The sequence below is a fragment of the Thermomonospora catenispora genome (assembly GCF_006363815.1).
GTDB classification, from domain to species: Bacteria; Actinomycetota; Actinomycetes; order Streptosporangiales; family Streptosporangiaceae; genus Thermomonospora; species Thermomonospora catenispora.
This window is the reverse complement of record NZ_RRYT01000015.1, coordinates 91554-118395: the sequence shown is the minus strand read 5'-3', so window position 1 is coordinate 118395 and position 26842 is coordinate 91554. Positions and strand designations below refer to the sequence as shown.

Genomic DNA, 26842 nt, shown 5'->3' with positions numbered 1-26842 from the left:
CCGGAGACCGGTCACTTCTTGGGCCGGTGCAGCACCTGCAGCTCGGTGAAGCCGTACAGGCCCCACGGGCCGTTCTCCACGCCCAGGCCGCTCCACTTGAACCCGCCGAACGGCTGGTGCGGGGCCAGCGCCACATGGGTGTTGACCCAGGCGGTGCCGCACTCCAGCCGGCCGGCGACCTCGGCGGCGCGGTCCACGTCGGTGCCCCACACCGACCCCGACAGCCCGAAGTTGGTGCCGTTGGCGCGGGCGATCGCGTCCTCCAGCGAGGAGTACTTGATCACCGGCAGGGCCGGGCCGAACTGCTCCTCGTCCACGATGCGGGTGCCGTCGGAGACGTCGGCCAGGATCGTCGGCCGGTAGAAGTAGCCGGGGCCGTCGATGGGCGCGCCGCCCGCCGCCGGGCGCGCACCGGCCGCCACGGCGTCGGCGACCAGCTCGGCCACCCGCTCGAACTGGGGCTTGTTCTGCACGGGGCCGTACTGGACGCCCTCCTCCATGCCGTTGCCGACCTTGACCGACCGGGCCTTGGCCGCCAGCGCCTCCACCACGTCGTCGTACAGCCGCTCGGGCACGTACACCCGCTTGACCGCCGCGCAGGTCTGCCCGTTGTTGTAGAACGCGCCGTCGAAGAGCCTGTCGGCCACCGCGGCGGGGTCGGCGTCGTCCAGCACGATCGCCGGGTCGTTGCCGCCCAGCTCCAGGGTGACCCGCTTGAGGTCGGGGGCCGCGGCGGCGGCGACCTTCTTGCCGGTGGGCACGCTGCCGGTGAAGCTGATCTTGCGGGGCACCGGGTGCTCGGTCATCCAGGCGCCCAGCGGGTCGGCGCCGCTGATCACGTTGATCACGCCGGGCGGCAGCACCGCGCGCAGCACCTCGCCCATCTTCAGCGTGGCCAGGGGGGTGTAGGGGGAGGGCTTGAGCACCACCGTGTTGCCGGCCAGCAGCGCCGGGCCGAGCTTCCAGCACGACAGCATGACGGGGAAGTTCCACGGGGTGATCGCCGCGACCACGCCCATCGGTCGCCGCACCACTTCGACGAAGGCGTGGTCGTCGTCCTGGATCACCTCGCGGGGGAGCTCCAGTTCGGCGAAGTACTTCAGCCAGACCCCGGCGCCGATGATCTCCATCTTGGCGTCCGCCAACGGCTTGCCCTGCTCGGCGGTCAGCACCGGGGCCAGCTCGTCGGCGGCGCCGAACAACGCGTTGGCGGCGGCCAGCAGCGCCTCGCGGCGGGCCTTCTCGTCCCGCCGCCACTCGGTGAACGCGTCGGCGGCGGCCTTCATCGCCTCGTCGAGCTGTTCCCGCGAGCAGTTCGGCGCCTGGGCGTGCTCCTCGCCCGTGGCCGGGTTGATCACCCCGAAGGTCCCGGGGGCGGTCACGCCCTCCCCGGCGATGGTCATCGTGAAGTCACTCACCGTGAACGTCCTCCTCGCAGGCAGCCGAATGACGTTCAGTATTACGCGCCGGGAGGGCGGGCTCCAGTCCCGGGCGGCATGCGATCCCCCAGACGGGGCCGCAGCCCAGCCGTGACCGCCGCCGACTGTGCACGCGGGGCACGGAGCGGGCCATGGAACGGACCACGGAGCGGGCCATGGAACGGAGAAGGCGCGGGCACGGCACGGCCGTCCGCCGCGGGCGAGGGGGCGGGCGGACGGCCGTGGTCCGGGCGGGGGAGATGAGCAGGCTCGCCGAGCCCGGGTTCCGGTCCCGGGCGACCGGCGGCGTCGCACGACGCCGATCCCGGCGGGACGGCCGGGCGCCGGCGGCGAGGGCGTCAGCCGCTCGGCTCCCGCGCGTCGCCCTCCCGGGGCGTCGTCGCCCTCCCGCCCGCCCCGATGCGGTCGCCGGGACCGTCCCGGCCCTCCTCCTCGGGCACCGCCAGCAGCTCCTCCAGCAACGCCCGGTAGTGCACCATCGCCTGGCGCAGCTCCTCGGTGGACGCGGTCCCCTCGGCGGCGCGTCGGCCGATCTCCCGGCCGCGCCGATACTGGTCCAGGACGCGGCCGTGCTCGACCGACAGATGCGCGATCCGCTCCTCCACGTCCTCGGTGGGATAGCCGCGTTCGCCCATCACCTCCGTCACCAGACGGTCGGCCCGCCCGACGGCCTCCTCGGGAGCGTCCACGAAATGCTCCTGGATGCGGGTCCACTGCTCGCGGTGACGTTCCCGCCGCCGCGGATCCAGCGGGCGCAGGTCGAGCCGGCGGTGCCGCCGCTGCCGGGTCAGCAGCTCGCGCTCCGCGGCGCCGCGGCCGCCGTACCGCTCCACCGCGCGATCGTATTCGGGACCGAACCGCCGGCGCAGCCGCCGGGTGCGCAGCCCGGACCACAGCAGGAATCCGGCCGCCGCCAGCACCGCGACGACCGCGACGGCGATGACGACCATCAGGGCGGTCGACATGATCTCCTCCAGCGTCGATATGACCATCCCGCCGATGCCCGCAGCCGGAGGTTCGAAACGGACCGTTCGCGCGGCGTCCGACATGAGGAACATGAGGAAACGGTCCTTATCCGGAGGACGTGCGCGCGGATCACGATCCGGCACATATCACGGCGATTCCTGGAGACCCGCCCTGGCGACCTGTTATGTAACGCCAGGTACGGGTGCGCCGGAAAAGCCCTGCCAGGGCCGGAACAGGACGGTGATGCGCGCATGCGCCACGCGATCGGGTTTCTCCTCGGGGTGCTGCTGACCCCTGCGTTGATCTACGGCGTGGCCTGGTCGTACGCCCGGGCCGCCGGTTCCTTCGACCCGGTCGCGCGGGAGATCACCGACGCCACCCACCTGTACGGCGCCATGGCGCTGATGGCGGCGGTCGGACTGGTGGTGGGGGTGCTGGTGGTGGCGCGCTGGGCCTCTCCGCTGCTGTCGCTGATCCCGGCGCTGACCCTGTTGGGCTGGACGGCGTTCTTCCTGGTGGATCCCGGGCGGGCGCTGGAGCTGCCGAGCGAGCTGCCGCCGGAGGGACCGCTGGAGGACACCCTCGAGGCGGGGGTGCGGGTGCTGCTGGGCTCCGGCGCGTTCGCGATGCTGGGGTTCGTGCTGCTGGTCCCGGCCGGCACGCCGCGCCGCTGGTCGGGACACGGCGACCTCGACGACGAAGGGCTCGACGAGGCGCCGGCGGGCCGCCGCCAGCCCGAGTACTTCTGACCGCCGCCGGCCCGCGGACCGCCGCGGGGACGGACCGGGGCGGCCTCACTCCGCCCCGAAGGCTCCGCTCGTGCGGTACAGCCGGGTGACGACCTCCTCGATGTCCGGCTCGCGCAGCGCGATGTCGGCGATCTCGTAGCGGCGGGCGAGCGCGGCCACCACGGCGGCGGCGTTCATCCCGCGCGGCACCCGCAGCCACTGCCGGGGGCCGTCGACCCGTTCCACCCCGATCCCGTCGAGCTGCACCGGCGGTGCGGGCCGGGCCAGGTCCACCACCAGCATCCGGTCGGCCGCCACCGAGGTCCGCAGCCGCTCCAGGTCCCCGTCGTAGGCCAGCCGCCCCCGGTCGATGATCATCACCCGGCGGCAGAGCCGTTCGATGTCGCCCAGGTCATGGGTGGTGAGCAGGATCGTGGTGCCGTGCTCGGCGTTGAGCCGTTCCAGGAACCCCCGAACGGTCGCCTTGCTCACCACGTCCAGGCCGATCGTCGGCTCGTCCAGCACCAGCAGCGGCGGGGCGTGCAGCAGCGCCGCCGCCAGATCACCGCGCATCCGCTGCCCCAGGCTCAGCTGCCGCACCGGCGTGCCCAGGAACGGGCCCAGGTCCAGCAGCTCGGTCAGCTCCTCCAGCCGCCGGCGGTGCTCGACGGGGTCCACCCGGTACAGGTGGCGGATCAGCGTCAGGCTGTCGCGCAGCGGCAGGTCCCACCACAGCGTGGTGCGCTGCCCGAACACCACCCCGATCCGGCGGGCCAGGGCGGTGCGCCGGCGCGCGGGGTCCAGCCCCGCCACCCGCACGCTGCCGGAGGTGGGGGTCAGGATGCCGGTCAGCATCTTGATCGTGGTGGACTTGCCCGCCCCGTTCGACCCCAGATAGCCGACGAACTCACCCTCCCGCACGGTGAAGGAGACGCCGTCGACCGCGCGCACCATGGTGCGACGGCGCCGCAGCCGGCCCGACCGGACGGTGAAGGTCTTGCGGACGTCGCGGACCTCGATCATGGTCAGCTCCCGGTCGATCGGTAGTGGCGCAGCCCCGCACGCCAGGCCGTCGCCGCCACCGCCGACAGCAGCACGGCGACCGCCGGGGAGGCCAGCCGCAGGGCCTCGGGCAGGCCCAGCGGATCGGGGCGATCGAGCACGTACAGCCCCGGTTGCCAGTTGACGAAGGCCAGCGGGATCACGAACGTCATCCCGCGCACGAATTCCCGCGCGTACAGCGTCATCGGGTACTGGGTCAGGAACGCCCCGCCATAGGTGATCGACTTGGTGGCCGGATGCACCTCGATCACCACGAACTGCACCGAGGCGGTGAGCACCCAGATCGCCGCGAAGATCACGACCCCGGACACCAGCATCACCGGCACCATCGCGATCCGTCCCGGCGTCCACTCCACCGGCAGCCGGGGCAGCACCACCGCCAGCACCGCCGCGGGCGGCAGCAGCTTGGCCATCCGGCGCGGGGTGAACTCCTCGGCGGCGATCTGGATCAGCGGGCTGACCGGCCGGACCAGCATCGTGTCCAGCGTTCCCCGCCGGACGTGCTCGCCGAGCCGCTCGGTGCCGCCCAGCAGCGTGTCGGCGATCGCGAACGACATCGCCGAGGTGCCGTACAGGAACAGCACCTCCTCGGCGGTGAATCCGGCGATCCGCGGGGTGTGTGCGAACAACAGCGCGATCCCCGCCAGGTCCAGCGCCGCCACCATGGCCGTGGCCAGCCCCAGCAGCAGCATCGACGCCGGGTACTGGGCGGCGGCCCGCAGCCACGTCCAGGCCAGCAGCCCGTAGGTCCGCACCGCCTCAGCCACCGTGGATCACCAGCCTCCGCCGCGCCGCCGCCGTCAGCGCCCGACCCGCCGCCAGCAGCACCGCCGCCCAGAACGCCTGGAAGGCGTACACCGACCACAGCTCCGCCCCCGAGCAGCGGCCCAGGAACACATCGGCGGGCATCTGGATCAGCGCCGCCCACGGCAGCATCCGGGCGATCTCTCCCAACGCCCCCGGGAACACCACCAGCGGCAGGACCATCCCGGAGAAGAACATCGACATGATCAGCGAGACGGCCTGCATGCCCCGGTCGTCGTGCAGCCAGAAGGCCGTCAGCGCCACCAGGTACCGCAGCGCGAACCCGGTCACCACCGCCAGCAGCATCGCCGCCGCGAACGCCGCCCATCCGGCCGGGCCGGGCAGCGTCAGGTCGAAGGCCCACAGTCCCGCCGCCATCGGCGGCACTCCGCGCAGCGCCAGCGTCCCGGCCGCCCGGCCCAGGTCGTCGGCCAGCCACCAGCCCTGCAGGTCCACCGGTCGGTGCAGGTCGACGGCCACCTCGCCGGAGCGGATCCGCTGGGTCAGCTCCAGGCCGCCGAAGATCTGCACCGGCCCGATCATCGCCTGGGTGATGAAGCAGAACGCGACCGCGTCGGCGGCGGTGTAGCCGCCCAGGCCGGGCCGGGCGTCCCACAGCGCCAGCACGATCCACGCCCGCACGAAGCCGAACACCGTGTTGGTGATCGCCTCGGCGAACGCTCCCAGCGGATAGGCGGCGTGACGGCGGAACGAGTAGGCCGCCACCCAGGGATAGACGCTCACTCCCCGTGATGCTAAGCGCCGGCGAGGAGCGTTCCATGCCATATGACACGGTCCCCGGACATGACGGACCCCTCCGGGCGGAGGAGCGCCCGGAGGGGTCCGTCACCTGACCTGGTTCGAAGGGACGTTCTCGAAACGAGTGAGCCTTACTTGTTGTCGAAGAACTGCTCGTCCTCGGTGGAGCCCTTGAGCGCCGTGGTGGACGAGTTCGGCGAGATCGCCGTGCTGACCAGGTCGAAGTAACCGGTGCCGACCTCGCGCTGGTGGCGGGTGGCGGTGTAGCCGCGGCCCTCGGAGGCGAACTCGCGCTCCTGCAGGTCCACGTACGCGGTCATGCCCTCGCGGGCGTAGCCGTAGGCCAGGTCGAACATCGAGTAGTTCAGGGCGTGGAAGCCGGCCAGCGTGATGAACTGGAACTTGAAGCCCATGTGGCCCAGCTCGCGCTGGAACTTGGCGATGGTCGCGTCGTCCAGGTGCTTCTTCCAGTTGAACGACGGCGAGCAGTTGTAGGCGAGCATCTTGTCGGGGTACTCGGCCTTGACCGCCTCGGCGAACTTGCGGGCCTGCTCCAGGTCCGGCGTGCCGGTCTCCATCCAGATCAGGTCCGCGTACGGGGCGTAGGCCAGCGCCCGGGCGATGCAGGGCTCCAGGCCGTTGCGGACCCGGTAGAAGCCCTCGGGGGTGCGCTCGCCGGTCAGGAACGGCTTGTCGCGCTCGTCCACGTCCGTGGTGATCAGGGTCGCGGCCTCGGCGTCGGTCCGCGCGATGATCAGGGTCGGGACGCCGCAGATGTCGGCCGCCAGGCGGGCGGCGTTGAGGGTCTTGATGTGCTGGCCGGTGGGGATGAGCACCTTGCCGCCCAGGTGGCCGCACTTCTTCTCGGAGGCCAGCTGGTCCTCCCAGTGCACGCCCGCGGCGCCGGCGGCGATCATCGCCTTCATCAGCTCGAAGGCGTTCAGCACGCCGCCGAAGCCGGCCTCGGCGTCGGCCACGATCGGGGCCAGCCAGTAGATGTCGTCCTTGCCCTCGGACCACTGGATCTGGTCGGCGCGCAGCAGCGCGTTGTTGATCCGGCGGACCACGGTCGGCACCGAGTTGGCCGGGTAGATGCTCTGGTCCGGGTAGGTCTGCAGCGCCAGGTTGGCGTCGCCGGCGACCTGCCAGCCGGACAGGTAGATGGCCTTCAGACCGGCCTTGACCTGCTGGACCGCCTGGTTGCCGGTGAGCGCGCCGAGGGCGTGGACGTAGTCCTCCTCGTGCAGCAGCTTCCACAGACGCTCGGCGCCGAGGCGGGCCAGGGTGTGCTCCTCCTGGACCGAGCCCCGCAGCCGCACGACGTCCTCAGCGCTGTAGTCCCGCTTGATGCCCTTCCAGCGCGGGTCGGTGTCCCACTGGCGCTGCAGCTCTTCGGCTGCGCCCTTGAGGCGACTGTCAGTCATGTCGGTGCCCTTCTGGTGTCGTCCCCTGGGTGCTTGTGTCCGAGTCTGCCCGGGTGAAGACGGTTGGAACTACTCAGAAGTAACAGAAGAACTGCGAAAGTTTCTGTACCATCAAGCTGTGACGACCTTGCGATCAGAAGAATCACTGAACTTGTCGAGTGACGTAGATCTCGTCACGTTCGGGCAGCGGCTTCGTCATCTGCGCAAGGCGCGCGGCATGACACTGTCGGACCTGGGCGCCAAGGTCGGCCGGGCGCCCTCCCAGCTGTCCCTGTTGGAGAACGGGCGCCGGGAGCCCAAGCTGTCGCTGCTGCAGTCGCTGGCCGCGGCACTGGAGGTCCCGGTCGAGGAACTGCTGCGCCGCCAGCCGCCCAGCCGCCGGGCCCAGCTGGAGATCGCGCTGGAGGAGGCCCAGCGCGACCCGCTGTACCGGTCGCTCGGCCTGCCGTACCTCAAGGTCGGCAAGCGGCTGCCCAACGACGTCATCGAGCACATCCTCGCCCTGTACTCGGAGCTCAAACGCAGCCGCACCAAGCCGACCGCCAGTCCCGAGGAGGCCCGCAAGGCCAACGCCGAGCTGCGCCGCCAGATGCACGAGCGCGGCAACTACTTCGGCGAGATCGAGCAGGTCGCCGCCCGCGCCCTGGCCGCGGTCGGCTACCGGGGCGGGGCGCTGTCGCAGGGGACGCTCATGGCGCTGGTCCAGCACTTCGGCTTCGACCTGCGCTACGTCCAGGACCTGCCGCACTCGGTGCGCTCCATCACCGACCTGCGCAACCGCCGCATCTACCTGGAGCGCGAGCAGCTGGGGATGCACACCCCCCGCACCATCCTGCTGCAGACCCTCGGGCACATCGCCCTGGGGCACGAGGTGCCGCGCGACTTCGCCGACTTCCTGCGCCAGCGGGTGGAGGCCAACTACTTCGGCGCCGCGGTGCTGATGCCCGAGTCGGCGGTGGTGCCTTATCTCCAGGAGGCCAAGGCCGCCCGCGAGCTGTCGGTGGAGGACCTGGCCGACGTGTTCTCGGTCTCTTATGAGATGGCCGCCCACCGCTTCACCAACGTGGCCACCCATCACCTGGGGCTGCAGCTGCACTTCACCAAGAACGACGAGAGCGGCACGATCTACAAGGCCTACGCCAACGACGGGCTGGTCTTCCCCCAGGACTCCGACGGGGCCATCGAAGGGCAGCGGATGTGCCGGCAGTGGGCCGGCCGCCGGGTCTTCGCCGCCCCCGACCGCTTCTCGGTCTACTACCAGTACACCGACACCCCCAACGGCACCTACTGGTGCCTGTCGCACATCGACCCCAGCCACGAGCGGGACTTCGCGATCACCCTCGGGGTGCGCTTCGAGGACTCCCGCTGGTTCCGCGGCCGGGAGACCACCAACCGGGTCAAGTCCGCCTGCCCGGACGGCGACTGCTGCCAGCGTCCCCCGGCCGAGCTGGCGCAGCGCTGGGAGGGCATGGCCTGGCCGTCGGCGCGCGCCCACTCGCACGTGTTGTCGGTGCTGCCGCCGGGTGCGTTCCCCGGCGTGGACGAGACCGACGTCTATGCGTTCTTGGACCGCCACTCCCGGGAGTGAACGGCGCCCGGCGGCGTCCGCCCCCGGGCGGCCGGGAGGCGGCCCCGGCGCCGCCGGAACGGGCCCGGAGACGGCCGGCGAAATTCTCCCGGTGACCGCTGTGTTGTGCGGTTGTTAACTCTTTGGGTCGAATCAGTTGGATCGTTCCTCCTGGTACAGGATCCCTACCAATGTGGGTTTCTCTTGAGTGAGGTCGTCCACCTGCGGAGGGAGTGCGCGTGCTGACTGAGGCCACCACATGGATGCGCCGCCGGACCACCATGGCGGCGGACTGGCCTGTGGAGATGCTCCTCGAGGCCAAGGCCGCACACGGCGACGGGCGGATCAGCGTCGTGCTGCCCGCCCGCAACGAGGAGGAGACGGTCGGCACGATCGTCGCCGCGATCCGCCGGGATCTGATGGAGAGGGCGCCGCTGGTCGACGAGATCGTGGTGATCGACTCGCGCTCCACCGACCGCACCGCCGAGGTCGCCGCGGCGGCCGGCGCGGAGGTGGTCCACCAGGATGCGATCCTGCCCGAGCTGCCGCGGATGTCGGGCAAGGGAGAGGCGCTGTGGAAGTCGCTCGCCGCCACCGACGGCGAGCTGATCGTCTTCATCGACGCCGATCTGCGCAACTTCTCCTCGCATTTCGTGAGCGGACTGCTGGGGCCGCTGCTCACCGACCCCACGGTCGGCTATGTCAAGGGCTGCTACGACCGGCCGCTGATGAGCGGCGGACGGCGGATCGACGGCGCGGGCGGCCGGGTCACCGAGCTGGTGGCCCGGCCGTTGATCAATCTGCACTGGCCGGCGCTGGCCGGGGTGATCCAGCCCCTGGGCGGGGAGTACGCCGGCCGCCGCGCGCTGCTGGAACGGCTGCCGTTCGTCACCGGATACGGTGTGGAGCTGGGGTTGCTGCTGGACGTGTACGCCGAGGCGGGACTGGACGCCATCGCCCAGGTGGACCTCGGCGACCGGGTGCACTCGCACCAGTCCACCGAGGCGCTGGCGGCCATGTCCGGCCAGATCATGCTGACCGCCTGGTCGCGGCTGCAGCGGCACGGCCGGATGCTGCCGCTGGAGGATCCGGGCACCGCGCTGGCCTGGTTCTCGCGCAGCGGCGACGGCCATGAGGTGCGGATCAACGACGTGGGCGTGCAGGAGCGTCCGCCGATGATCGAGGTCCCCGGTTACGCCGGGGCGAGCCGCCCGCTGCTGCCGGAGCACTGAGGATCGTCGGCGAGACCGGCCCGACACGGTGACGTGTTACCAGCGGTAACCCATCGGTGCTACCGTTGGTAACACGCCTGTTGGAGGGAAGGTCAATAAGCATGACGAGCAACGAGGCGGTGTCGTTCTCGCTCGAGCTCAGCGAGGACGTGGCCGAGGTCCAGCAGTGGGTGCACGAGTTCGCCCGTGACGTGATCCGCCCGGCGGCCGAGGAATGGGACGAGCGCGAGGAGACCCCCTGGCCCATCATCCAGGAGGCCTCCAAGATCGGCCTGTACTCCCTGGACTTCTTCGCCAACCAGTGGCTGGAGCCCACCGGCCTGGGCATCCCGGTGGCCTTCGAGGAGCTGTTCTGGGGAGACGCGGGCATCGCGCTGTCCATCGTGGGCACCGGTCTGGCCGCCGCCTCCATCGCGGCGACCGGCACCCAGGAGCAGATCGGGGAGTGGGTGCCCCAGATGTTCGGCTCCCCCGGCGATGTGAAGCTGGGGGCCTTCTGCGCCTCCGAGCCCGACGCCGGCAGCGACGTCGGCTCCATCCGCACCCGCGCCGTCTACGACGAGGCCAAGGACGAGTGGGTGATCAACGGCACCAAGACCTGGGCCACCAACGGCGGTATCGCCGACGTCCACGTGGTGGTCGCCTCGGTCTACCCCGAGCTGGGCACCCGCGGCCAGGCCAGCTTCATCATCCCGCCCGGCACCCCCGGCCTGAAGCAGGGGCAGAAGTTCAAGAAGCACGGCATCCGCGCCTCGCACACCGCCGAGGTGATCCTGGAGGACGTGCGCATCCCCGGCCGGCTCATCGTCGGCGGCAAGGACAAGTTCGACGAGCGCATCGCCCGCGCCCGCGAGGGCAAGCGCTCCAAGGGCCAGGCCGCGCTGAAGACCTTCGAGACCACCCGGCCCAGCGTGGGCGCCATGGCGGTCGGCGTGGGCCGCGCCGCCTACGAGTACGCCCTGCAGTACGCCCAGGAGCGTGAGCAGTTCGGCCGCAAGATCGGCGACTTCCAGGCCATCGCCTTCAAGCTGGCCGACATGAAGACCCAGCTGGACGCCGCCCGGCTGATGGTGTGGCGGGCCGCCTGGATGGCCCGCAACGGCAAGGAGTTCGCCAACGCCGAAGGCTCGATGGCCAAGCTGTTCGCCAGCGAGATGTGCGTGCGGGTCACCGAGGAGGCCATCCAGATCCTCGGCGGCAACGGCTACACCCGCGACTACCCGGTGGAGCGGATGCACCGCGACTCCAAGATCTTCACCATCTTCGAGGGCACCAGCGAGATCCAGCGCCTGGTGATCGGCCGCACCATCACCGGCCTGCCCATCCGCTGACCCTGACCTGGGACAACTCGAACCTCCAGGCGCGGTGAACCGGCGCCCCACCCCCGACGGACGGGGTGGGGACGCCGGTTCCGTCGTTTCCGGGGGTCGTCTGGGGGTGAGACCACGGCTCCGGAGCGGTCGCGGCCGGCCGCGCATCCGATGGGCGCCGACGGCTTTTCCGGACCGCTCCGTCACCGCCCGGGCGCCCGGCCGCCCCTAGGGGGGACGGCCGGGACGAGGTCAGCCGCGAGCGGCCGGGCCGCCGATGCCGACGGCCAGGTCGGCGAGGAACGCCTCCGGCGGCGGAACGTCGGACTCCGCGGACAACCGCGCCTCCTCGGCGGCGAGCCACCCCGCGGCCCGGTCCACCTGCTCCTCCGGCGTGTGGATCCCCAGGGCGGCGCGTTCCCGGTACGGCAGCCAGTCGATGGCCAGCCGCCGGACGACCCAGTCGACGACCGAGCGGACGCGGGGGATGTCGGGGTCGTCGGTGCGGCCGTTGGGCGCGAAGCACAGATCCAGGCCCTGACGGACGAACTCGGCGAGCGGAACGCCGTGCTGCAGCCCCACGGTCAGGGCGATGGCGTAGGCCTCCAGCAGACCGGCCTGGACCTGCCCCTGCTTGCCCCACCGGATGGACACCTCACCGAGCGTGCCGTCCTCGCGGCCGTTGGCGGTCAGGTAGAAGCGCTCCCCGCCGATGGTCACCGCAGTGGTCACGCCGGACCGCCGACGCGGCATGGGCCGGTGCACTGCGGGGCTGGCAGGGTGAGCCATATCCACCTCCATGACTGGTTCCACAACTTGTGGGGGACTTTCAAGATCATGCCACTAGATGTGGTGTGATGAGAGTAGTGGGGAGCGGTGACGTTTCCCGGGGCGACGCGCCGATGAGCTCTCGGCCCCTCCGGGAAGGGCCGACCCTGCGCGCCGGTTCGCACCGAACTCTCCGGCGAACGGTCCGCGCCCGCAGGCGGTGGACAGGCGCCGCGAAGGCTCCCGGTATCGGGCACGACACGGGAGAAGCGGACCTCCCGCCGATCACCGGTCGACGGGCGACGGGGAAGACGCCGAACGCGGCCGCAGCGGACGAGCCACCGGGATCACGGGCCCGCAAAAGCCGACTCGGCGCAGGCGCCTTGTCGAGGAGCGACCGGCGTGGACGCCCGGCCGCGCCGCTCGTCACCAGACGCGGAACCCGCCGTACTCGGCCGCACCGCGCAGGTAGTCGATCCAGGCCAGCCAGTGGTCCGGGTCGCCTGTGTGTTCGGCGATGAAGGTCATGGCGGTCTCTTCGCCCTTGTCGGCGACGTATTCCTCCCAGGCTTTGACCGCGGCCCGGCATTCGTCGGGCAGCACCAGCCACCCGCTGTTGCTGGAGAACTTGTGCAAGGGGATGCCGGGGATGTCGGTCCTGCCGTGCCAGGCCAGGACCCGCTCGACGGCCGCGCGGTGCTCGGCGGCCTTGGCCTTCTGCTCCTCGGTGAAAGCGACGTCCGGAAAATCCTCCGGATCCTCGAAGGCCCACACCTGCTCATGGGTGAGGCCGAACTCCTCGGGGCGGGGCGGGTCGGGGCGCGGGTCGTCCTCGAAGGCCATGCCGAGCGCGGCCATCACCTCCCGATAGCCGGCCATGCCCGACACGTTCAGGCGGAAGTACGAGCGCTCGGTCTCGTACAGGGCGGCGAGGGCGGCGTTCACCCTGTCCTGGGCGGCGCGGTACCGCGCGGTGCGGCCCTCGTAGGCGTCGTGGGAGATCGGGTCGGGGTGGTCGGGACGCAGCCGACCCGCCTCCTCCGGAGGCAGCGCGTCCCGTTCCCGGAGCGCGGCCTTGAGCCGCGCCTCCGCTTCGGCGACGACCTCGGCCTCGCCCGGAGGGCGGATCTCGTAGTGCAAGTCGTAACCCACAGCGGACCTTTCCGTGTTCCGGGGGCCCCAGTGTTCCAGGGATCGAACGGCCGCGGGCGGGGCGACGACCGTCCGCCTGCCCGTGCCCGCGGCCCTCACGCGCGCCGCCCCTCCCGGGGCGGCGCCGGCGGCCGGACGTGTGCGCCGGCGGTCGAGCCCGCCCGTTCGGCGCATGCCCGCAGCGTCTCCGGCTCACCCCCCGGGTTGCGGAGCCGCTTGGAGAGAGCGCGGGAGCACCGCGCGCTTCGCAGGCGGGTGCCGGACGCTTTCCCGCCGGGAACGCGGGACCGGCGCGGGCACCGGCCGGCCCGGCCGGGTCCTCCGAGGCCGGCCTGGCCTTCACCGCCGTCGATACCCCCGACGGGGCCGCGCGTGGGGCGTCGGCACCGCCCCCGCGGCCGAGTTCCGGAAGAGAGACGAGGAGCTGGGTGAGGCCCCGACACCTGCCTGGATTCTTCGGCGGGAGGGCCGTGATCGCCGGGAGCCGCTCGGCACGCCGTCGACCGGCCGGAGGCCGTCCGGATCCGTGGCCACGCCCTCCGGTCCTCCTCGCACCGCTCAAGCGGGGACCACGGCATCGGGCCGATCCAGTGGTGCCGGGCCCGCTCGAAGGCGGGCACAAGGGCCCGGGGCCGGGGCCTGACGGACGGCCCGAGCCGCTTCCCGCTTCGGTCGAGGTCGGCCGTTGAGCCGGCCGTCAGGGGCCGGCTGTCTGCCCCTGGGTGAGGAGCCGGTGCGCCAGCCGGGCAGCGGCTCCTGCAATGGGCCGCAGTCCGGGTGCCGGGTGAGCTGGATGCACACGCACAGTTGCTCTACCCGTCCGTCAGGGCTGTCCAGCACGTGACGGAACCGCCGATGGACCTCCTTGGCGACGCGAGGACGAGGAGACTGGTGCAATACAGCGTGGCGGCATCGGTGCCGGCGGGGGCGAGCCCTCAGAACTCCCAGTCCAGCAGGTAGGGGGTGGTGCGGGTGAGGTTGCACCACCGCAGGCCCCCCATGCCGGGTCGCCCGCCGTTCCACTCGTGTGGGGGCGTTGGGTCCGTAGGTTCGTCGCAGCGCCGCGGTGATCCGCTCCGGGCGGTGGCGTTGGTCAAGAAGCTGGGAAAGAGGCGTAGCTTTCCAGGACAGCGGGCTGCGAGCGGGGCGGCCGCCGTTGTGCCCCCTCAGCCCTTAGGTGTTTTCTGTAGCTGTTCGTGGCGAAGGCGGGGCGGGCGTCTCGGTACCAGGGAACACAGTGCTCTCCATGACGGAGGCAGCTTCTCGGATCTCCTCTGCCGACAACCCACGAACCTCTCGAAGGTTCGCGCTGTTCAGGAACGCGCCGCTTAGGTTCGCGCGGATCAGATTCGCATCGTTCAGGTGTGCGCCAATTAGATTCGCGCCGTTCAAGTTCGCACGGGTTAGGTTCGCGCAGGTCAGATCCACTTCGCTCAAGTGTGCGCCGTTTAGGTTCGCGCGGACCAGATGTGCGCCGCTCAGGTGTGCGCCGTTTAGGTGTGCGCCGTTTAGGTGTGCGCCGTTTAGGTGTGCGCCGTTTAGGTGTGCGCCGTTTAGGTGTGCGCCGTTTAGGTGTGCGCCGTTTAGGTGTGCGCCGTTCAAGAACGCGCCATTCAGATTAACCCCGTTCAGGTCCGCGTCCACCAGGTTCGCGCCAGTCAAGTCTGCGCCGCATAGGTCGATACGATCGGTGTCTTTATCGGAGTTGCGGCGTCCGATGACGGTGAGGGCGGCCTGCAGGTCGGGACGGAACCGGGTTCGCGCTGGTGGGGAAGAGCTGGTACCGCCAGTGTTCTCCTCGGGCCGACCCGGTGATCGGCTGGGGGCGGTGTGGGCGTCGGGGTCGTGGGAGTGCTCGCGGACGAACGTAGCCAGCACGGCCATGACGGTGGGGTGATCGCGAGCCGAATCGCGGGCGATGCGTTCCAGGGCGTAGATGCCGCCGAGGCGGATGTCGATCTTGTCGGAGCCGAGCTGCTCGATGGCGGTGGTATAACGGCCGGTCACCAGGCCCTGCTCGGTGAGTTCGTGGGTGCGCTGCTGGCCGCGTTCGGTGATCTCCACGCTGCGTAGGGCCGCTTCGGCGGTGCGCTGAGCTGCCTGCACGTTGGCTTGAGCGGCGTTGGCGGTGCGACGTGCGGCGGCGGCATTGACCGCGGTGAAGACCAGCGCTCCCACAGCCAGCAAGCCGGAGCCGTAGGCGATGATCCGGCCTCGTGCCTTGTCCTTGGCCTCCAGTACCTCTTTCTCGTTCGTGGAGATCCCGTCGCTGACCTGGACGTCGTCAACGGTGCGCATCCACCATTCGATACCGGGGCCCAGCACCCATCCCACAGCCGCGAGCATCACGATGGCCAGCAGCACCAGTGCAATCCACACCCACCGTGGGCTGCGGGGCGCCTGTTCGTTCACCTACGCCTCCTGCGATGAGCACTGCTTTGAGCGTTAGATGCCAAACCGACGACCGACGTTCCGTGAATCGAAAGGCCGCGGCCGTCCAACAGGAGTACGGGGAGAAGCAGCGTGTGCTCAGGGAGGAGCGGGATTTCCGACTGCGCGCCATAGCCGTCCGAGGCGTGCTGCGGGTGGACCTGGCTAAGGCCACCGGCTGGGCACGGCCACCATGCGGCTACCATGAACCCTGAGGCCCGCAAGGAGCGGCTGCGTCGCTGCAAGACTCCAATAAAGGTTGATGGCATGTCCTCCAGCGGTCACTGAGTCGTGAGCAGGGCGGCCGCCTCGCCGATCTGCCTGCGGGGGAAGCAGATCGACGCCCACGAGCACAGGCCGTCTGGGGTGATCGGTACCTGCGCCGGCCACTCTCCGGGGCGGACGGGCGGCCGGAAGATCTTCATCGTCCCGCTCCGGAGGGATCGGCCTGTCGGGGCGGTGCCGGTCGCCGGTGTTGTCGTGCTTGCCCATCGCGTTCCTCCTCACCGAACACCAGTGCTGACAGTAGTCGGATGCTCGCGAACGGTGTCGATGGTTGAGTCAGGTCAGGTCCGTGGCGCGCCGGTCAGGCGGCTGCGATGCTCCGCCCACATCCGGGCCGCCGCGGACATCGCCTTGACCCAGGACGCTGCAGGGGCGCGCTCGGCATGCCGGCGCCACAACCGTGCGTTCGCCGCGGCGAAGGCGGCCACCGCCTGGGAGTCGGCGGACTCCCACGCCGTGCAGCGGGCCGCCCACGACTCGGCCGATCCGGGTGTGCCCTTCGGCGACGAGCTGCACCGCCGGCAGGGCCGGGTCGATCCGTCCGGCGCCGCGGGTGGGCCATGCCCAATCGACCGCCTACGCGGTCTGCCGGACCGGCGCCCCGTTCCGGGTGGGCGCGGCCACCGGGGCGGAGGAGGCGGCCCGGTGCCTCCGGCAGCGGCCCGCCTTGGCCGGGGGGCGAGAGACATGCCCGTCGCCCGTGGTGGGATGCTGAACCCACGCGGCGGCTCTGAGCAGTCCGGAACCCCCTTGCACGTCGCCGGGGCCGCCGCGCCCGGCCCCATGGCGCTGGGCGTGGTGACCGTAGGCGCTCATCAGCGTGCACGAGCCGTGGACCACCGTCCCCGAAGGGGTGGGCGAACGCCACCGGCGGTGGGCGGCCGAGCCGGTGAAGGCGGCACGACGGGAGCCGGTCGGGGCGGCGGCGCAGAGACGGCGCCTGGGGGCCGACCGTGCAAGCGGACACCGTGCCGCGGACGGCCGGAGGAGACCGCGACGATGAAGGGCGGTGACCGGACGGCCGGGCGAGACGAGCGTGCCGCGGCTCGACCGTCCCCGGCCCGGGCCCTTCACCGCGGGGCATGAGCCGCCCGTCGTCCGTCACCAGACCCGGAATCCCCCGCGCTCGACCGCGACGCGCAGGTAGTCGATCCAGGCCAGCCAGTGGTCCGGGTCGCCTGTGTGTTCGGCGACGAAGGTCATGGCGGTCTCTTCGCCCTTGTCGGCGACGTATTCCTCCCAGGCTTTGACCGCGGCCCGGCATTCGTCGGGCAGCACCAGCCAGCCGTCGTTGCTGGAGAACTTGTGCAAGGGGATGCCGGGGGCGTCGGTCTCCCCGTGCCAGGCCAGGACCCGCTCGACGGCCGCGCGATGCTCGGCGGCCCTGGCCTTCTGCTCCTCGGTCAGGCCGAGGCCCGGATGGTCCCCGGGACTCCCGGCGGCCTGCACCTGTTCGCGGGTCAGACCGAACTCCTCGGGACCGGGCCAGTCCGGCGGGTCGCTCTCGAAGGCCATGCCGAGCGCCGCCATCGCCTTCCGGTACCTCTCCATGCCCCGCACGTTCAATCGGAAGTGGGAGCGTTCGGCCTCGCGCAAGGCGGCGTAGGCGGCGTCCACCTTCTCCTGCGCGGCGCGGTACCGCTCGGTGCGGCCCCCATGGGCGCCGCCGGAGGGCGGGTCGGGCCGTCCGGCGCGCAGCCGCTCCGCCTCGTGGCGGCGCAACGCGTCCCGCTCGCGGAGCGCGGCCTGGAGCGAGGCCAGTGCGTCGGCGACGGCCTCCTTCTCGCCGCTGAACCGGACCTCGTACCACATGTCGTAACCCATGATGAGTCCTTTCAAGGTTCCAGGGCAGGCGGCCGCGGGGCGGACGGCCCACGCCCCCGGGCCTTTCGACGCTCGGGTCGATGCTCGTGGCCCTCACCGTGCGCCGTACGGTCCTCTGGGCGACGATGATCGACGGACCGGCGCATGCCGGGGTGCTTTGCACGGCGGGAGGAAGCCGGGGGAAGGCCGGTGCGGAGCGGCCGCCTCGAACGGAACGGCGCGGCCGCGTGAGGTGGAACGCATCGCCCGAAGCCCGCGCCGAGGCCGGGCGGCGGCGGTCACGCTTCACGCATCGGGGGTCCGGCGTTGTCGGCGAGAGCCGGCGCATCGCGCCGTCCGGCCGGTCTCGGGCCGTCCGCCGCCAGGACCGCCTCCACGACGGCGGCGGTGTCGGTGAGATCGGCCAGCACCAGATCCGCCCCGGCGGCGCGCAGCGCGGCCTCGTCGCTGACACCGGTGGCCACGGCGATCACGCGGGCGCCGCCGAGCCGACCGGCCTCCACGTCCAGGGGCGTGTCCCCGATCAGCACGGTGTGGTCGGCGTCGACCGTCTCCCCGTAGACGGCGGCGGTGCGCCGGCGGGCGAGATCGACCAGGGGCGGGCGGGCGCGGCCGTCCATGCCGTAGGCGCCGACCCGCAGGTCCAGGTGCTCGTCGAAGCCGAAGGCGGCCAGTTTCCACTCAGCGATCGGCCGCATGTTCCCCGTCAGCACCGACTGGATCACCCGTGGTTCGGCGGCCAGGGCCCGTACCGCGGCGTGCGCGCCGGGCAGCGCCCGTCCCCGGGCGGGGATCTCCCGACTCCGGGAGGCGTACCGTTCGGCCACGGCGTCGGCGAGCGCGCCCACCAGTTCCTCGGTGGGGGCGACCCGGTTGAGCCGCAGCGTCTCGATGATGATGGCGCGTTCGGTCTTGCCCGCCAGGGCGGGGAACGCCTGCAGCTCCCGGCCGATGACCCGGCGGTACGCGGCGGCGTAGACCTCGGCGGTCAGGCCGTCGATGCTGAGCAGGGTGCGGTCGATGTCCCACAGGACCAAGGTGCGCACCGCACGGATGATAGGCGCTCCGTTCTCCGGCGGACGGCCGCGCCTTGGCGGACGGTGGGTGACCGTCCGGCAGTGCGCCGGTCTTCTCGCACGACACCGGTGACGACGATGAGCGGCCGTCGGGGGCGACGCGCGGGTTCGCCGCTCGGGGCGGGCCGCCGGTCATGTCCCGCACCCGGCGGGAGGCGGCCGTGCCGGCGGAAGGGCTGGAGGCGGTGGAGCCGTCGGATCGCCCGCCGCGGGCGGTCCGACGACGATCGGCCGTGCGACGGCCGTTCCCCGCGCCCGCGGACGGCCCCGTGTCCCGCCGGCGGCGCGGAGTTGGCGAATGCGCCGCTCCCCGCCGACACTGGACGCACCGACCGCCTCACCGGTCGGGCCGGCAGGCGGCGGAGCACGGAGGACGCCATGGGGAGGCCGTGAGGACGCCGCGCATGCGCCTCTTTCGGGAGGGGCCCGGCGAGCCCTCGACGCCCGTCGATCGGCCGTGTCCCTCGCCGGGCCGCCGGCCGGCCGATGCCCGTCGACGGTCCGGCCGCGTCCACGGTGCCGTGCGGGGCGGGGTCGGCCGCGCACCCGCCGCCGGAGCGGTGCATGATCGAATCGTCGTCCGTGTCATGCGGGGAGGGCGCGTGGTCCGCCGGGTGCGGGGCCTGCGAGGCCATGCGGACACCATGGGGACGACGCCATGGGGACAAGGAGCAGTCATGGGGAGCCGAGAACCGGACGGGGAAGAGCAGGCGAGCACCCGGGACCCCGACCGTCGGCGCGCTCTGCTGGAGGCCGCCGACCGGGTGATCCTGCGTGAGGGGCCGAGCGCCTCCATGGCCGCCATCGCCGCCGAGGCCGGCATCAGCAAGCCGATCCTCTACCGGCACTTCGGCGACAAGTCCGGGCTGTACCAGGCGCTGGCCGAGCGGCACACCCGCAGGCTGCTGGAGGTGGTGGAGGCCCAGTTCTCGGCCGCCGGGACGGTGCGGGACCGGATCCGCACCACCATCGACACCTATCTGTCGCTGATCTCGCACAACCCGCAGCTGTACCGGTTCCTGATGCACCGGGCCAGCGCCGAGGACGCGGCCACGCACAGCGCGATGAGCACCATGATCCGCGGGCTCAGCCAGGAGCTGGCCAAGGTGCTGATGGCCGAGTCCGGTCTGGCCGACCCCGCCCGCGCCTATGTGTGGGGGCACGCGGTGATCGGCATGGTGCAGACCGCCGGGGATTGGTGGCTGGACCACCCGGACGTGCCCCGCGAGACGGTGGTGGACGCGCTGACCGATCTGATCCTGGTCGGATTGCCGGAATCGGCCCGCCGGAACGGGGGTCGCTTCCCGGACTGAGCCGTCGGCTGCCACGATGGCATGGAAAGCGAGCGCTTACCGGGAGGCGGCGTGGATCTCAGCGGGCTCGGCGGACCCCTGCGGGACGTGCTCACCGCACGGTACGGCCCCGACGTGCAGGTCGCGGAGCTGCGCCGGTCCGCCGGCGGCGCCTCGCGCATCACCTGCACGTTCGACGCGGTGACCGGCTCCGGGCGGCACCCGCTGGTGCTGCGGCTGGCCGGGCCGGCGGGGGAGTTCTCCGGGCTGCCGCTGCCCATGGAGGCCGAGCTGATGCGGGCCGCCCGCCGCGCCGGGGTCCCCGGCCCGGAGGTGATCGCCGCGGGCGCCGCCGCGGACGGGCCGCTCGGGGTCGACTTCGTGGTGATGGAACGGGTCGAGGGCGAGACCATCCCGCGGCGCATCCTGCGGGACCCCGCGCTGGCCCCGGCGCGTCCGCGGCTGGCCGCCGAGTGCGGGCGGATCCTGGCGGCCGTGCACCGCATGCCCCCCGTCCCTGGGCTGGAGCGGGACCGCGGCCTCGAGCGGTGGCGGGAGCTGCTGGACGCCGCCGGCGAGCCGCACCCGGTGCTGGAGTTCGCCCTGCGGTGGTTGGAGCGCAACCGCCCGCCGGCGAACCCGCAGGTCCTGGTGCACGGGGACTTCCGCAACGGCAACCTCGTCGTCGGCCCCGACGGCGTCCGCGCCGTCCTGGACTGGGAGCTGGCCCACCTCGGCGACCCGCTGGAGGATCTGGGGTGGCTGTGCGCGAAGGCCTGGCGCTTCGGGTCGCCCGAGCCGGTCGGCGGGTTCGGCGGCTACGACGACCTCATCGCGGCCTATGAGGAGGCCGGCGGGGTGCGCGTCGACCGGGACGCGCTGCGCTGGTGGGAGATGTACGGGGTGCTGCGCTGGGGCGTCATCTGCATCATGCAGGCCCGCCGTCATCTGACGGGGGTCGAGCGCTCGGTGGAGCTGGCCGCGATCGGGCGGCGGACGGCCGAGACCGAGTGGGACCTGCTGCAGATGCTGCCGTGATCAGCGGGCCGCGGTCAGCCGCGCGTACACGATGACGTTGTCGCGATAGGTGCGCCGGCGCCGGTCGTAGGAGCCGCCGCAGGTGACCAGCCGCAGCCCCGCGTGGTCCACCGGACCGTACACCTTCCGCGCGGGGAACCGGCTCTTGGGCACCCGCTCCACGGACTCCACCGCGAACACCGCCGTGCGCCCGTCGCGGCGCTCGATCCGCACCACGTCGCCCCGTCTGACCCGTCCCAGGCGGTGGAACACGGCGGGGCCGTGCAGATCGTCGTAGTGGCCCAACAGCACCGCCGATCCCCGTGAACCGGGCGCGGGGCCGTACCGGTACCAGCCGACGCGGTGGGCCTGGTGCAACGGGGGCACCTGCACGGTGCCGTCCGGGGACCGCCCCACCGGCATCACCGGGGCCCGGACCCCGATCACGGGGATCTCGACGCGCACCGGCTCCGCCGGGGGCAGCTCCTCGGCGTCGCCCTCCCGGTCCCGGCCGTCGTGGGCGAGGGCCGCGAACGCGGCGGCGGCCAGGACGGCGACCAGGTAGCCGCGCCGGTCAGGCCCGGACACGGCTCCGGGCGAGCGTCACCGCGCCGGCCGCTCCGGCGAGCGCCGCCGGCAGCAGCAGGAGGGGGAGCGAGGGCCGGTCCCGGCCGTCGCCCTGGGCGCCTCCGCCGCCGGTCTGCGGGGCGCCCTTGGGGTAGGGGACCGCCTCGGGCTTGGGGTAGGTGACCGTCTCGCGGCGGTCCGGCCAGCGGTGCACGTAGAAGACCTCGGTGTAGGAGACCTTGGAGGGCTGGCAGATCACCGTCACCGTGTAGCGGCCGGGCTGCGTCCGGCGCACGGTCGCCGCCCGGTTGAAGCCGCCGTCGGAGTCCAGTTCGATCTCCTCGGCGCGCAGCGCATGGCTGGTGATGCGCATGGTCTCGTCGCCCGGGCGTTCGCAGCGTCCCCGGACGGTCACCGTCTCGTCGGGCTTGGCGCTGCTGGGGTCGATCTCGAACCGGCCCGGTTCGGGGTCGACCACGGCCCGCTCCGCCTGCGCGGGCGGTGCGGCGAGCAGTGCGGCGGCCGTCGCCGCGGTTCCGGCCACGATGGTCCTGACGCGCACGTTTCCCCCGGTGAGATCGCAGGACGACAGGACGGCGGGGACCGCCCCGCCGTCCGCGCGGCGTGATTCCCAGGCCGGCCGTGGAGCAGACGCGGGCACGCCGATCCTTTGTTGACTCTTTGTAATGAGATATTAGCTCACAGTAGTGAGCATGGTCAGTGGATGGGGTGGCGGAGCGTCTTTAGAATCACATTCTGTCGGTCGGCCGGTGAGAGGAGACGCGATGACCCCGCCCCATGACGCCCCCTCCGCCGGCGAACTGGTCGCCGCGGTCCGCGAGTACCTCGAGCGCGACGTCCTGCCCGGCCTGTCCGGCCGGGCCCGCTTCCACGGGCTGGTCGCCGCCAACGTGCTGGGCATCGTGGAACGCGAGCTCGAGCTCGGCGCGGCCCAGCGGGACGCCCACCGGCGCCGCCTGGCCGCGCTCGGCTACCCCGACGACCGGGCGCTGGCCGCCGCCATCCGCGGCGGCGACCTCGACGACCGGTACGCCGAGCTCAAGGCCGCGCTGCAGGACGCCGTGCGCGACAAGCTCGCCGTCGCCAACCCCGGATATCTCGATCGGCCCTGACCCTCACCGTCGCTCGAAGGCGTCGGCGATGTCGCGCGTCCCGTACCCCTCGGGAGCGGGCACCTCCGTGATCGGGTCGTCCCGGTCGTCGAACTCGGTGCGCAGCGCCTTGGACATCGTCGCGTGCATGTCGTACAGGCAGGTGACGTAGGTCAGCTCCAGGATCTGCTCGTCCGGCAGGTGCCGGCGCAGGACCGCGAACACCTCCTCGGGCACCCGCCCGCCGCCGAGCACGAGCGCGTCGGTGTAGGCCAGCACGGCGCGCTCCAGCTCGTCGAACCGGTCGGAGACCTCCCAGTGCGGGATCGCCCGGATCTTCTCCTCCGGCACCCCCAGCGCCCGCATCTGCTTGCAGTGCTGGGAGAACACGAACCGGCTGCCGCGCGCCCAGCCCGCCCGGGTCTGCCCCAGCTCGCGCAGCACCGGGTCCAGGCTCACCGTCCGGTAGACCTGGAACCCCTGCACGCAGTGCTTGAAGATCGCCGGCCGCAGCGCGAACGTCGTCCACCAGTTCCCGGGCGTTCCCGTGGCGGTTCCGGGCTCGGCCACCGGATCGCGGTCCGGGCCGAACAACGTGTCGTAGAAGTAGAGGATGAGCTCGTCGGTGACCTCGGCACGGCCGACCTGACGGAGTCGGGGCATCGGCGGCCTCCTCACACGGTGCGGTCGGCGGCGGTCTTGGGCTCGTGGCGCACGTCGTCGGGCGAGCCCACCTTGCGCGTCCAGGCCGCGAACTCCAGCAGGATCCCGTCGGGGTCCTGGAAGTAGATCGACCGCACGAACACCCCCTCGTGCGGCTCGGGCGCCACGCCCCACTCGCTGTCGTCGTGGTTGAGGATCACGCTCACGTCGACGCCCTTGGCGATCAGCCGCTCCCGGTACTCCTCGATCTTCTCCGGCGGAACGTCGAAGGCGATGTGGTTCATCGACCCCACCGCCGAGAGCAGCTCGCCCCGGTCGGGCAGTCCTTTGGGGGCCGACACCCCCGGCACCGCCTCGGGCGCGTTCGGGAACCAGAAGAACGCCAGCGCGTTGCCGCCCCCGCAGTCGAAGAAGAAGTGCTGCCCCATGCCGCCCGGCAGCTCGATGGTTTTGATCAGCGGCATGCCCAACACGCCGGAGTAGAAGTCCACCGTCCGCTTCATGTCCCGGCACACCAGAGCCAGATGGTTGACCCCGCGCAGCTCGAACTCGCCGTCCATGCCACCTCACCCGACCGTCTCGTAAGTGAGTCCTTGCATCCATCCTGACAGCGGAGCGCGCCGAACCCAACCCCCCTCAATGCCGGCCTCCCCGAACGCCGATGGGGTAGCCTGGACCCACCATGCGAACCGCACCGCGCCAGTGGTGGTGGCGCCGCTGAGGCGGCGCCGGTTCGCGCATGTCCGACAGCCAGCGACCGCCCCCCATCCGGCGGTCGTTTTCGCGTACGCGGGCCGCCGGACCGGGGGTCGGCCATCCAAGAGGGGCCGCCACGGTGGAAACCGACCGACCGCAGATCCGCGAGTATTCGACCGCCGGGGGCGTGCGGGTGATCCGCACCGCCACACCGGTCGACCCGCAACGCGACTCCGACGTCCTGAACGCCCTCATCGCCTCCGTGGGGGAACGGCGCGGGGGCGTGCTCAGTTCGGGGATGGAATACCCCGGCCGGTACAGCCGCTGGCACATGGCCTACGTCGACCCCTGCGTCGAGGTGGTCGCCCGGGGCCGCCGCATCTCCGCGCGCGCCCTCAACGCCCGCGGCGAGGTGCTGCTCCCGGCCATGGCCGCGGCGATGCGCCCCACCGGCGAGGTCGTCCGCGACGAGCCCGGGACCCTCATCGAGGTCCACATCCCGCCCACCGAGGAGTTCTTCACCGAGGAGGAGCGCAGCCGCCAGCCCACCGTCTTCACCGCGCTGCGCGCCCTGATCGACCTGTTCCGCTGCGAAGACCCCCATCTGGGGCTGTACGGGGCGTTCGGCTACGACCTGTCGCTGCAGTTCGAGCCGCTGCGGCTGCACCGCCCCCGGCCGGAGGACCAGCGCGACCTGGTGCTGCACCTGGCCGACGAGCTGACGGTGGTGGACCGCAAGCGCGAGACCTCGCACCGCATGTCGTATGAGTTCGTCGTCGACGGCGTCTCCACCGAGGGCCTGCCCCGGGCCACCGAGCCGACCCCCGCCGCGACCGCCGCCGAGCCGCCGCCCCAGCCGGTGCCCGGCGTGTACGCGCAGATGGTCCGCGACGCCAAGCGCAAGTTCATCGCCGGCGACCTGTTCGAGGTCACCCCCAGCCACGCCATGTACGGGCGCTGCGACTCGCCGGCGGCGTTCTTCAAACGGCTCCGCGAGACCAACCCGGCCCCGTATGAGTTCATGTTCAACCTCGGCGAGGGCGAGTACCTGGTCGGCGCGTCCCCGGAGATGTTCGTGCGGGTCACCGGCGACCGGGTGGAGACCTGCCCCATCGCCGGGACGATCAAGCGCGGCGGCGACGCCCTGGAGGACGCCGAGCAGATCCGCACCATCCTGTCCTCGGCCAAGGACGAGTCCGAGCTGACCATGTGCACCGACGTGGACCGCAACGACAAGGCCCGCGTCTGCGTCCCCGGCAGCGTCAAGGTCATCGGCCGCCGCCAGATCGAGCTGTACTCCCGCCTGATCCACACCGTCGACCACATCGAAGGGCGGCTGCGCCCGGGCCTGGACGCCCTGGACGCGTTCCTCACCCACATGTGGGCCGTGACCGTCACCGGCGCGCCCAAGACCTGGGCCATGCAGTTCATCGAGGAGCACGAGGACGCCCCGCGCCGCTGGTACGGCGGGGCGGTCGGCTTCGTCGGCTTCGACGGCTCGATGAACACCGGCCTCACCCTGCGCGCCGCCCAGATCCGCGACGGCGTCGCCACCGTCCGCGCCGGCGCGACCCTGCTGTACGACTCCGACCCCGAGGAGGAGGAGCGCGAGACCCACCTCAAGGCCAGCGCCCTGCTCAAGGCCCTGGCGGGGGAGGAACCGGCCGGGCCGGAGGAGACGGCGGAGGAGGGGCCGCTCCCGGGCGAGGGGATGAGGGTCGTCCTGGTCGACCACGAGGACTCCTTCGTCAACACGCTCGCCGACTACTTCCGCCAGCAGGGCGCGGACGTGGTCACCCTGCGCCACGGATTCCCGCTGCGGCTGCTCGACGAGCTGGCCCCCGACCTGGTGGTGCTGTCCCCGGGCCCCGGCCGGCCCGCCGACTTCGGCACCGCCGCGCTGCTGGACGCCCTGGCCGAGCGCGATCTGCCGGTCTTCGGCGTCTGCCTGGGGCTGCAGGCGATGGTCGAGCACGCCGGGGGCGAGCTGGCGCTGCTGCCCGAGCCCTGGCACGGCAAGCCCGGCCGGGTGAAGGTCGCCGGCGGCGACCTCTTCCGCGGCCTGCCCGACGAGTTCACCGCCGCCCGCTACCACTCCCTGTACGCCACCCCGGACCAGGTCCGCGGCGGCTTCCAGGTCACCGCCCTCACCGGCGACGTGGTCATGGCCATCGAGGACCCCGTCGCCCGCCGGTGGGCCGTCCAGTTCCACCCCGAGAGCATCCTCACCGCCACCGGCCGCGTCGGCCACCGCATCATCGCCAACGTCCTGCGACTGTGCCGCCGGGAGGCGCCCGCGCGCTGACCGGTGCGGGCCGTTCCCGCCCCGGCCGCGCCCCGGAGGACCCGCGGGCCGCCGGCCGGGAGAGGTGTTTGACGTCGGCCGGTGCGGGCATCGGGGGTGGACCCGAGAAACGAAGAAAAGAGGGAACGGCCTTGTACACCCTGCTCTGGCTGCTCGCGGTGATCCTGGTGATCGCCGGGATCTATGTCATCGTGGCGCGGCGCGAGATCCTGTGGGGGATCGTCCTCATCGTCGTCGGGCTGCTGGTCGGCCCCGGAGGCGTGAGCATCTTCGGATGACCCGCGGCCGGCCTCCCCGACGTCCTGAGCCGGCCCTCCCGTCCCGTGGACCCCACGCGGACCGGAGGGCCGCCCATGCGTCTACG

25 protein-coding genes are annotated in these 26842 nt (G+C 72.1%); 9 read left to right on the top strand and 16 right to left on the bottom strand.

The features are described 5' to 3' along the window. Positions 1–11: 11 nt before the first annotated feature. Both EIO00_RS13915 and EIO00_RS13910 read right to left on the bottom strand, forming a co-directional pair. A complete protein-coding gene (locus EIO00_RS13915; RefSeq protein WP_140178969.1) occupies positions 12–1418 on the bottom strand; it encodes an aldehyde dehydrogenase family protein in 1407 nt (468 codons plus the stop codon). Positions 1419–1777: 359 nt separating this feature from the next. After that, complete coding sequence (locus tag EIO00_RS13910) at positions 1778–2497, bottom strand: hypothetical protein (RefSeq protein WP_206664133.1); 720 nt, start codon at positions 2495–2497, stop codon at positions 1778–1780. Between the two features lie 159 nt (positions 2498–2656). Between EIO00_RS13910 and EIO00_RS13905 the strand changes: the two genes are divergently transcribed. Further along, entirely contained in the window at positions 2657–3154 is a 498-nt protein-coding gene (locus EIO00_RS13905) for a hypothetical protein (RefSeq protein WP_175596221.1), read from the top strand. 45 nt (positions 3155–3199) lie between these two features. Here EIO00_RS13905 and EIO00_RS13900 read toward each other — a convergent pair whose 3' ends face one another. The 4 genes from EIO00_RS13900 to aceA all read right to left on the bottom strand — a co-directional run bounded on the left by EIO00_RS13900 (position 3200) and on the right by aceA (position 7182). After that, complete coding sequence (locus EIO00_RS13900; RefSeq protein ID WP_140178967.1) at positions 3200–4156, bottom strand: ABC transporter ATP-binding protein; 957 nt, start codon at positions 4154–4156, stop codon at positions 3200–3202. Between the two features lie 2 nt (positions 4157–4158). Next, on the bottom strand, positions 4159–4962 hold the full coding sequence (locus tag EIO00_RS13895) for an ABC transporter permease (RefSeq protein WP_241661340.1): 804 nt from the start codon (positions 4960–4962) through the stop codon (positions 4159–4161). Then, a complete protein-coding gene (locus EIO00_RS13890) occupies positions 4955–5743 on the bottom strand; it encodes an ABC transporter permease (protein WP_140178965.1) in 789 nt (262 codons plus the stop codon). Before EIO00_RS13890 ends, EIO00_RS13895 begins: the two co-directional genes overlap by 8 nt. A 146-nt stretch (positions 5744–5889) precedes the next feature. Next, entirely contained in the window at positions 5890–7182 is a 1293-nt protein-coding gene (gene aceA / locus EIO00_RS13885; RefSeq protein ID WP_140178963.1) for an isocitrate lyase, read from the bottom strand. Positions 7183–7333: 151 nt separating this feature from the next. On the opposite strand from aceA, the gene EIO00_RS13880 reads away from it, so the two are divergent. From EIO00_RS13880 to EIO00_RS13870, 3 genes are all read left to right on the top strand, one after another. Continuing rightward, complete coding sequence (locus EIO00_RS13880) at positions 7334–8770, top strand: XRE family transcriptional regulator (protein ID WP_140178961.1); 1437 nt, start codon at positions 7334–7336, stop codon at positions 8768–8770. Positions 8771–8988: 218 nt separating this feature from the next. Beyond that, on the top strand, positions 8989–9981 hold the full coding sequence (locus EIO00_RS13875) for a glucosyl-3-phosphoglycerate synthase (protein ID WP_140178959.1): 993 nt from the start codon (positions 8989–8991) through the stop codon (positions 9979–9981). 101 nt (positions 9982–10082) lie between these two features. Beyond that, positions 10083–11312 carry an acyl-CoA dehydrogenase family protein gene (locus EIO00_RS13870; protein WP_140178957.1) on the top strand — a complete coding sequence of 410 codons (1230 nt, stop codon included), beginning with the start codon at positions 10083–10085 and terminating at the stop codon, positions 11310–11312. 231 nt (positions 11313–11543) lie between these two features. Here EIO00_RS13870 and EIO00_RS13865 read toward each other — a convergent pair whose 3' ends face one another. The 6 genes from EIO00_RS13865 to EIO00_RS13845 form a co-directional block, all read right to left on the bottom strand. After that, on the bottom strand, positions 11544–12044 hold the full coding sequence (locus EIO00_RS13865; RefSeq protein WP_479681609.1) for a TSCPD domain-containing protein: 501 nt from the start codon (positions 12042–12044) through the stop codon (positions 11544–11546). A gap of 441 nt (positions 12045–12485) precedes the next feature. Beyond that, entirely contained in the window at positions 12486–13211 is a 726-nt protein-coding gene (locus EIO00_RS13860; RefSeq protein WP_140178953.1) for a hypothetical protein, read from the bottom strand. A 1173-nt stretch (positions 13212–14384) separates the two neighbouring features. Further along, a complete protein-coding gene (locus EIO00_RS13855; protein ID WP_140178951.1) occupies positions 14385–15623 on the bottom strand; it encodes a pentapeptide repeat-containing protein in 1239 nt (412 codons plus the stop codon). 299 nt (positions 15624–15922) lie between these two features. After that, positions 15923–16066, bottom strand: coding sequence for a hypothetical protein (locus tag EIO00_RS24200; protein ID WP_161602719.1), 144 nt, complete (start codon positions 16064–16066; stop codon positions 15923–15925). A 961-nt stretch (positions 16067–17027) separates the two neighbouring features. Further along, positions 17028–17750 carry a hypothetical protein gene (locus EIO00_RS13850; protein ID WP_140178949.1) on the bottom strand — a complete coding sequence of 241 codons (723 nt, stop codon included), beginning with the start codon at positions 17748–17750 and terminating at the stop codon, positions 17028–17030. 278 nt (positions 17751–18028) lie between these two features. Continuing rightward, positions 18029–18796, bottom strand: coding sequence for a haloacid dehalogenase-like hydrolase (locus EIO00_RS13845; protein ID WP_206664132.1), 768 nt, complete (start codon positions 18794–18796; stop codon positions 18029–18031). A 707-nt stretch (positions 18797–19503) separates the two neighbouring features. Here EIO00_RS13845 and EIO00_RS13840 point away from each other — a divergent pair. Both EIO00_RS13840 and EIO00_RS13835 read left to right on the top strand, forming a co-directional pair. After that, positions 19504–20139 (top strand): TetR family transcriptional regulator, encoded by a 636-nt coding sequence (locus EIO00_RS13840; protein WP_140178945.1) that lies wholly within the window; start codon positions 19504–19506, stop codon positions 20137–20139. Between the two features lie 51 nt (positions 20140–20190). Then, positions 20191–21156 (top strand): phosphotransferase family protein, encoded by a 966-nt coding sequence (locus EIO00_RS13835; RefSeq protein ID WP_140178943.1) that lies wholly within the window; start codon positions 20191–20193, stop codon positions 21154–21156. Here the strand turns inward: EIO00_RS13835 and EIO00_RS13830 are convergent, their stop codons facing one another. Continuing rightward, positions 21157–21723 carry a class F sortase gene (locus tag EIO00_RS13830; RefSeq protein WP_140178941.1) on the bottom strand — a complete coding sequence of 189 codons (567 nt, stop codon included), beginning with the start codon at positions 21721–21723 and terminating at the stop codon, positions 21157–21159. It lies immediately after the preceding gene. Further along, positions 21710–22264: a hypothetical protein gene (locus EIO00_RS13825; RefSeq protein ID WP_140178939.1), complete on the bottom strand. Its 555-nt coding sequence runs from the start codon at positions 22262–22264 to the stop codon at positions 21710–21712. The genes EIO00_RS13830 and EIO00_RS13825 overlap by 14 nt, the downstream gene beginning before the upstream one ends. A gap of 223 nt (positions 22265–22487) precedes the next feature. Here EIO00_RS13825 and EIO00_RS13820 point away from each other — a divergent pair, with 223 nt between their 5' ends. Continuing rightward, positions 22488–22835 carry a DUF6285 domain-containing protein gene (locus EIO00_RS13820; RefSeq protein WP_140178937.1) on the top strand — a complete coding sequence of 116 codons (348 nt, stop codon included), beginning with the start codon at positions 22488–22490 and terminating at the stop codon, positions 22833–22835. 3 nt (positions 22836–22838) lie between these two features. Here EIO00_RS13820 and EIO00_RS13815 read toward each other — a convergent pair whose 3' ends face one another. Together EIO00_RS13815 and EIO00_RS13810 are read right to left on the bottom strand one after the other, a co-directional pair. Beyond that, a complete protein-coding gene (locus tag EIO00_RS13815) occupies positions 22839–23477 on the bottom strand; it encodes a carboxymuconolactone decarboxylase family protein (protein WP_140178935.1) in 639 nt (212 codons plus the stop codon). Between the two features lie 11 nt (positions 23478–23488). Continuing rightward, entirely contained in the window at positions 23489–24037 is a 549-nt protein-coding gene (locus tag EIO00_RS13810) for a VOC family protein (RefSeq protein ID WP_140178933.1), read from the bottom strand. Between the two features lie 275 nt (positions 24038–24312). Between EIO00_RS13810 and EIO00_RS13805 the strand changes: the two genes are divergently transcribed. Continuing rightward, positions 24313–26478, top strand: coding sequence for an anthranilate synthase component I (locus EIO00_RS13805; RefSeq protein ID WP_241661337.1), 2166 nt, complete (start codon positions 24313–24315; stop codon positions 26476–26478). Positions 26479–26609: 131 nt separating this feature from the next. Further along, entirely contained in the window at positions 26610–26756 is a 147-nt protein-coding gene (locus tag EIO00_RS24540; RefSeq protein WP_175596219.1) for a GPGG-motif small membrane protein, read from the top strand. Positions 26757–26842 lie beyond the last annotated feature (86 nt).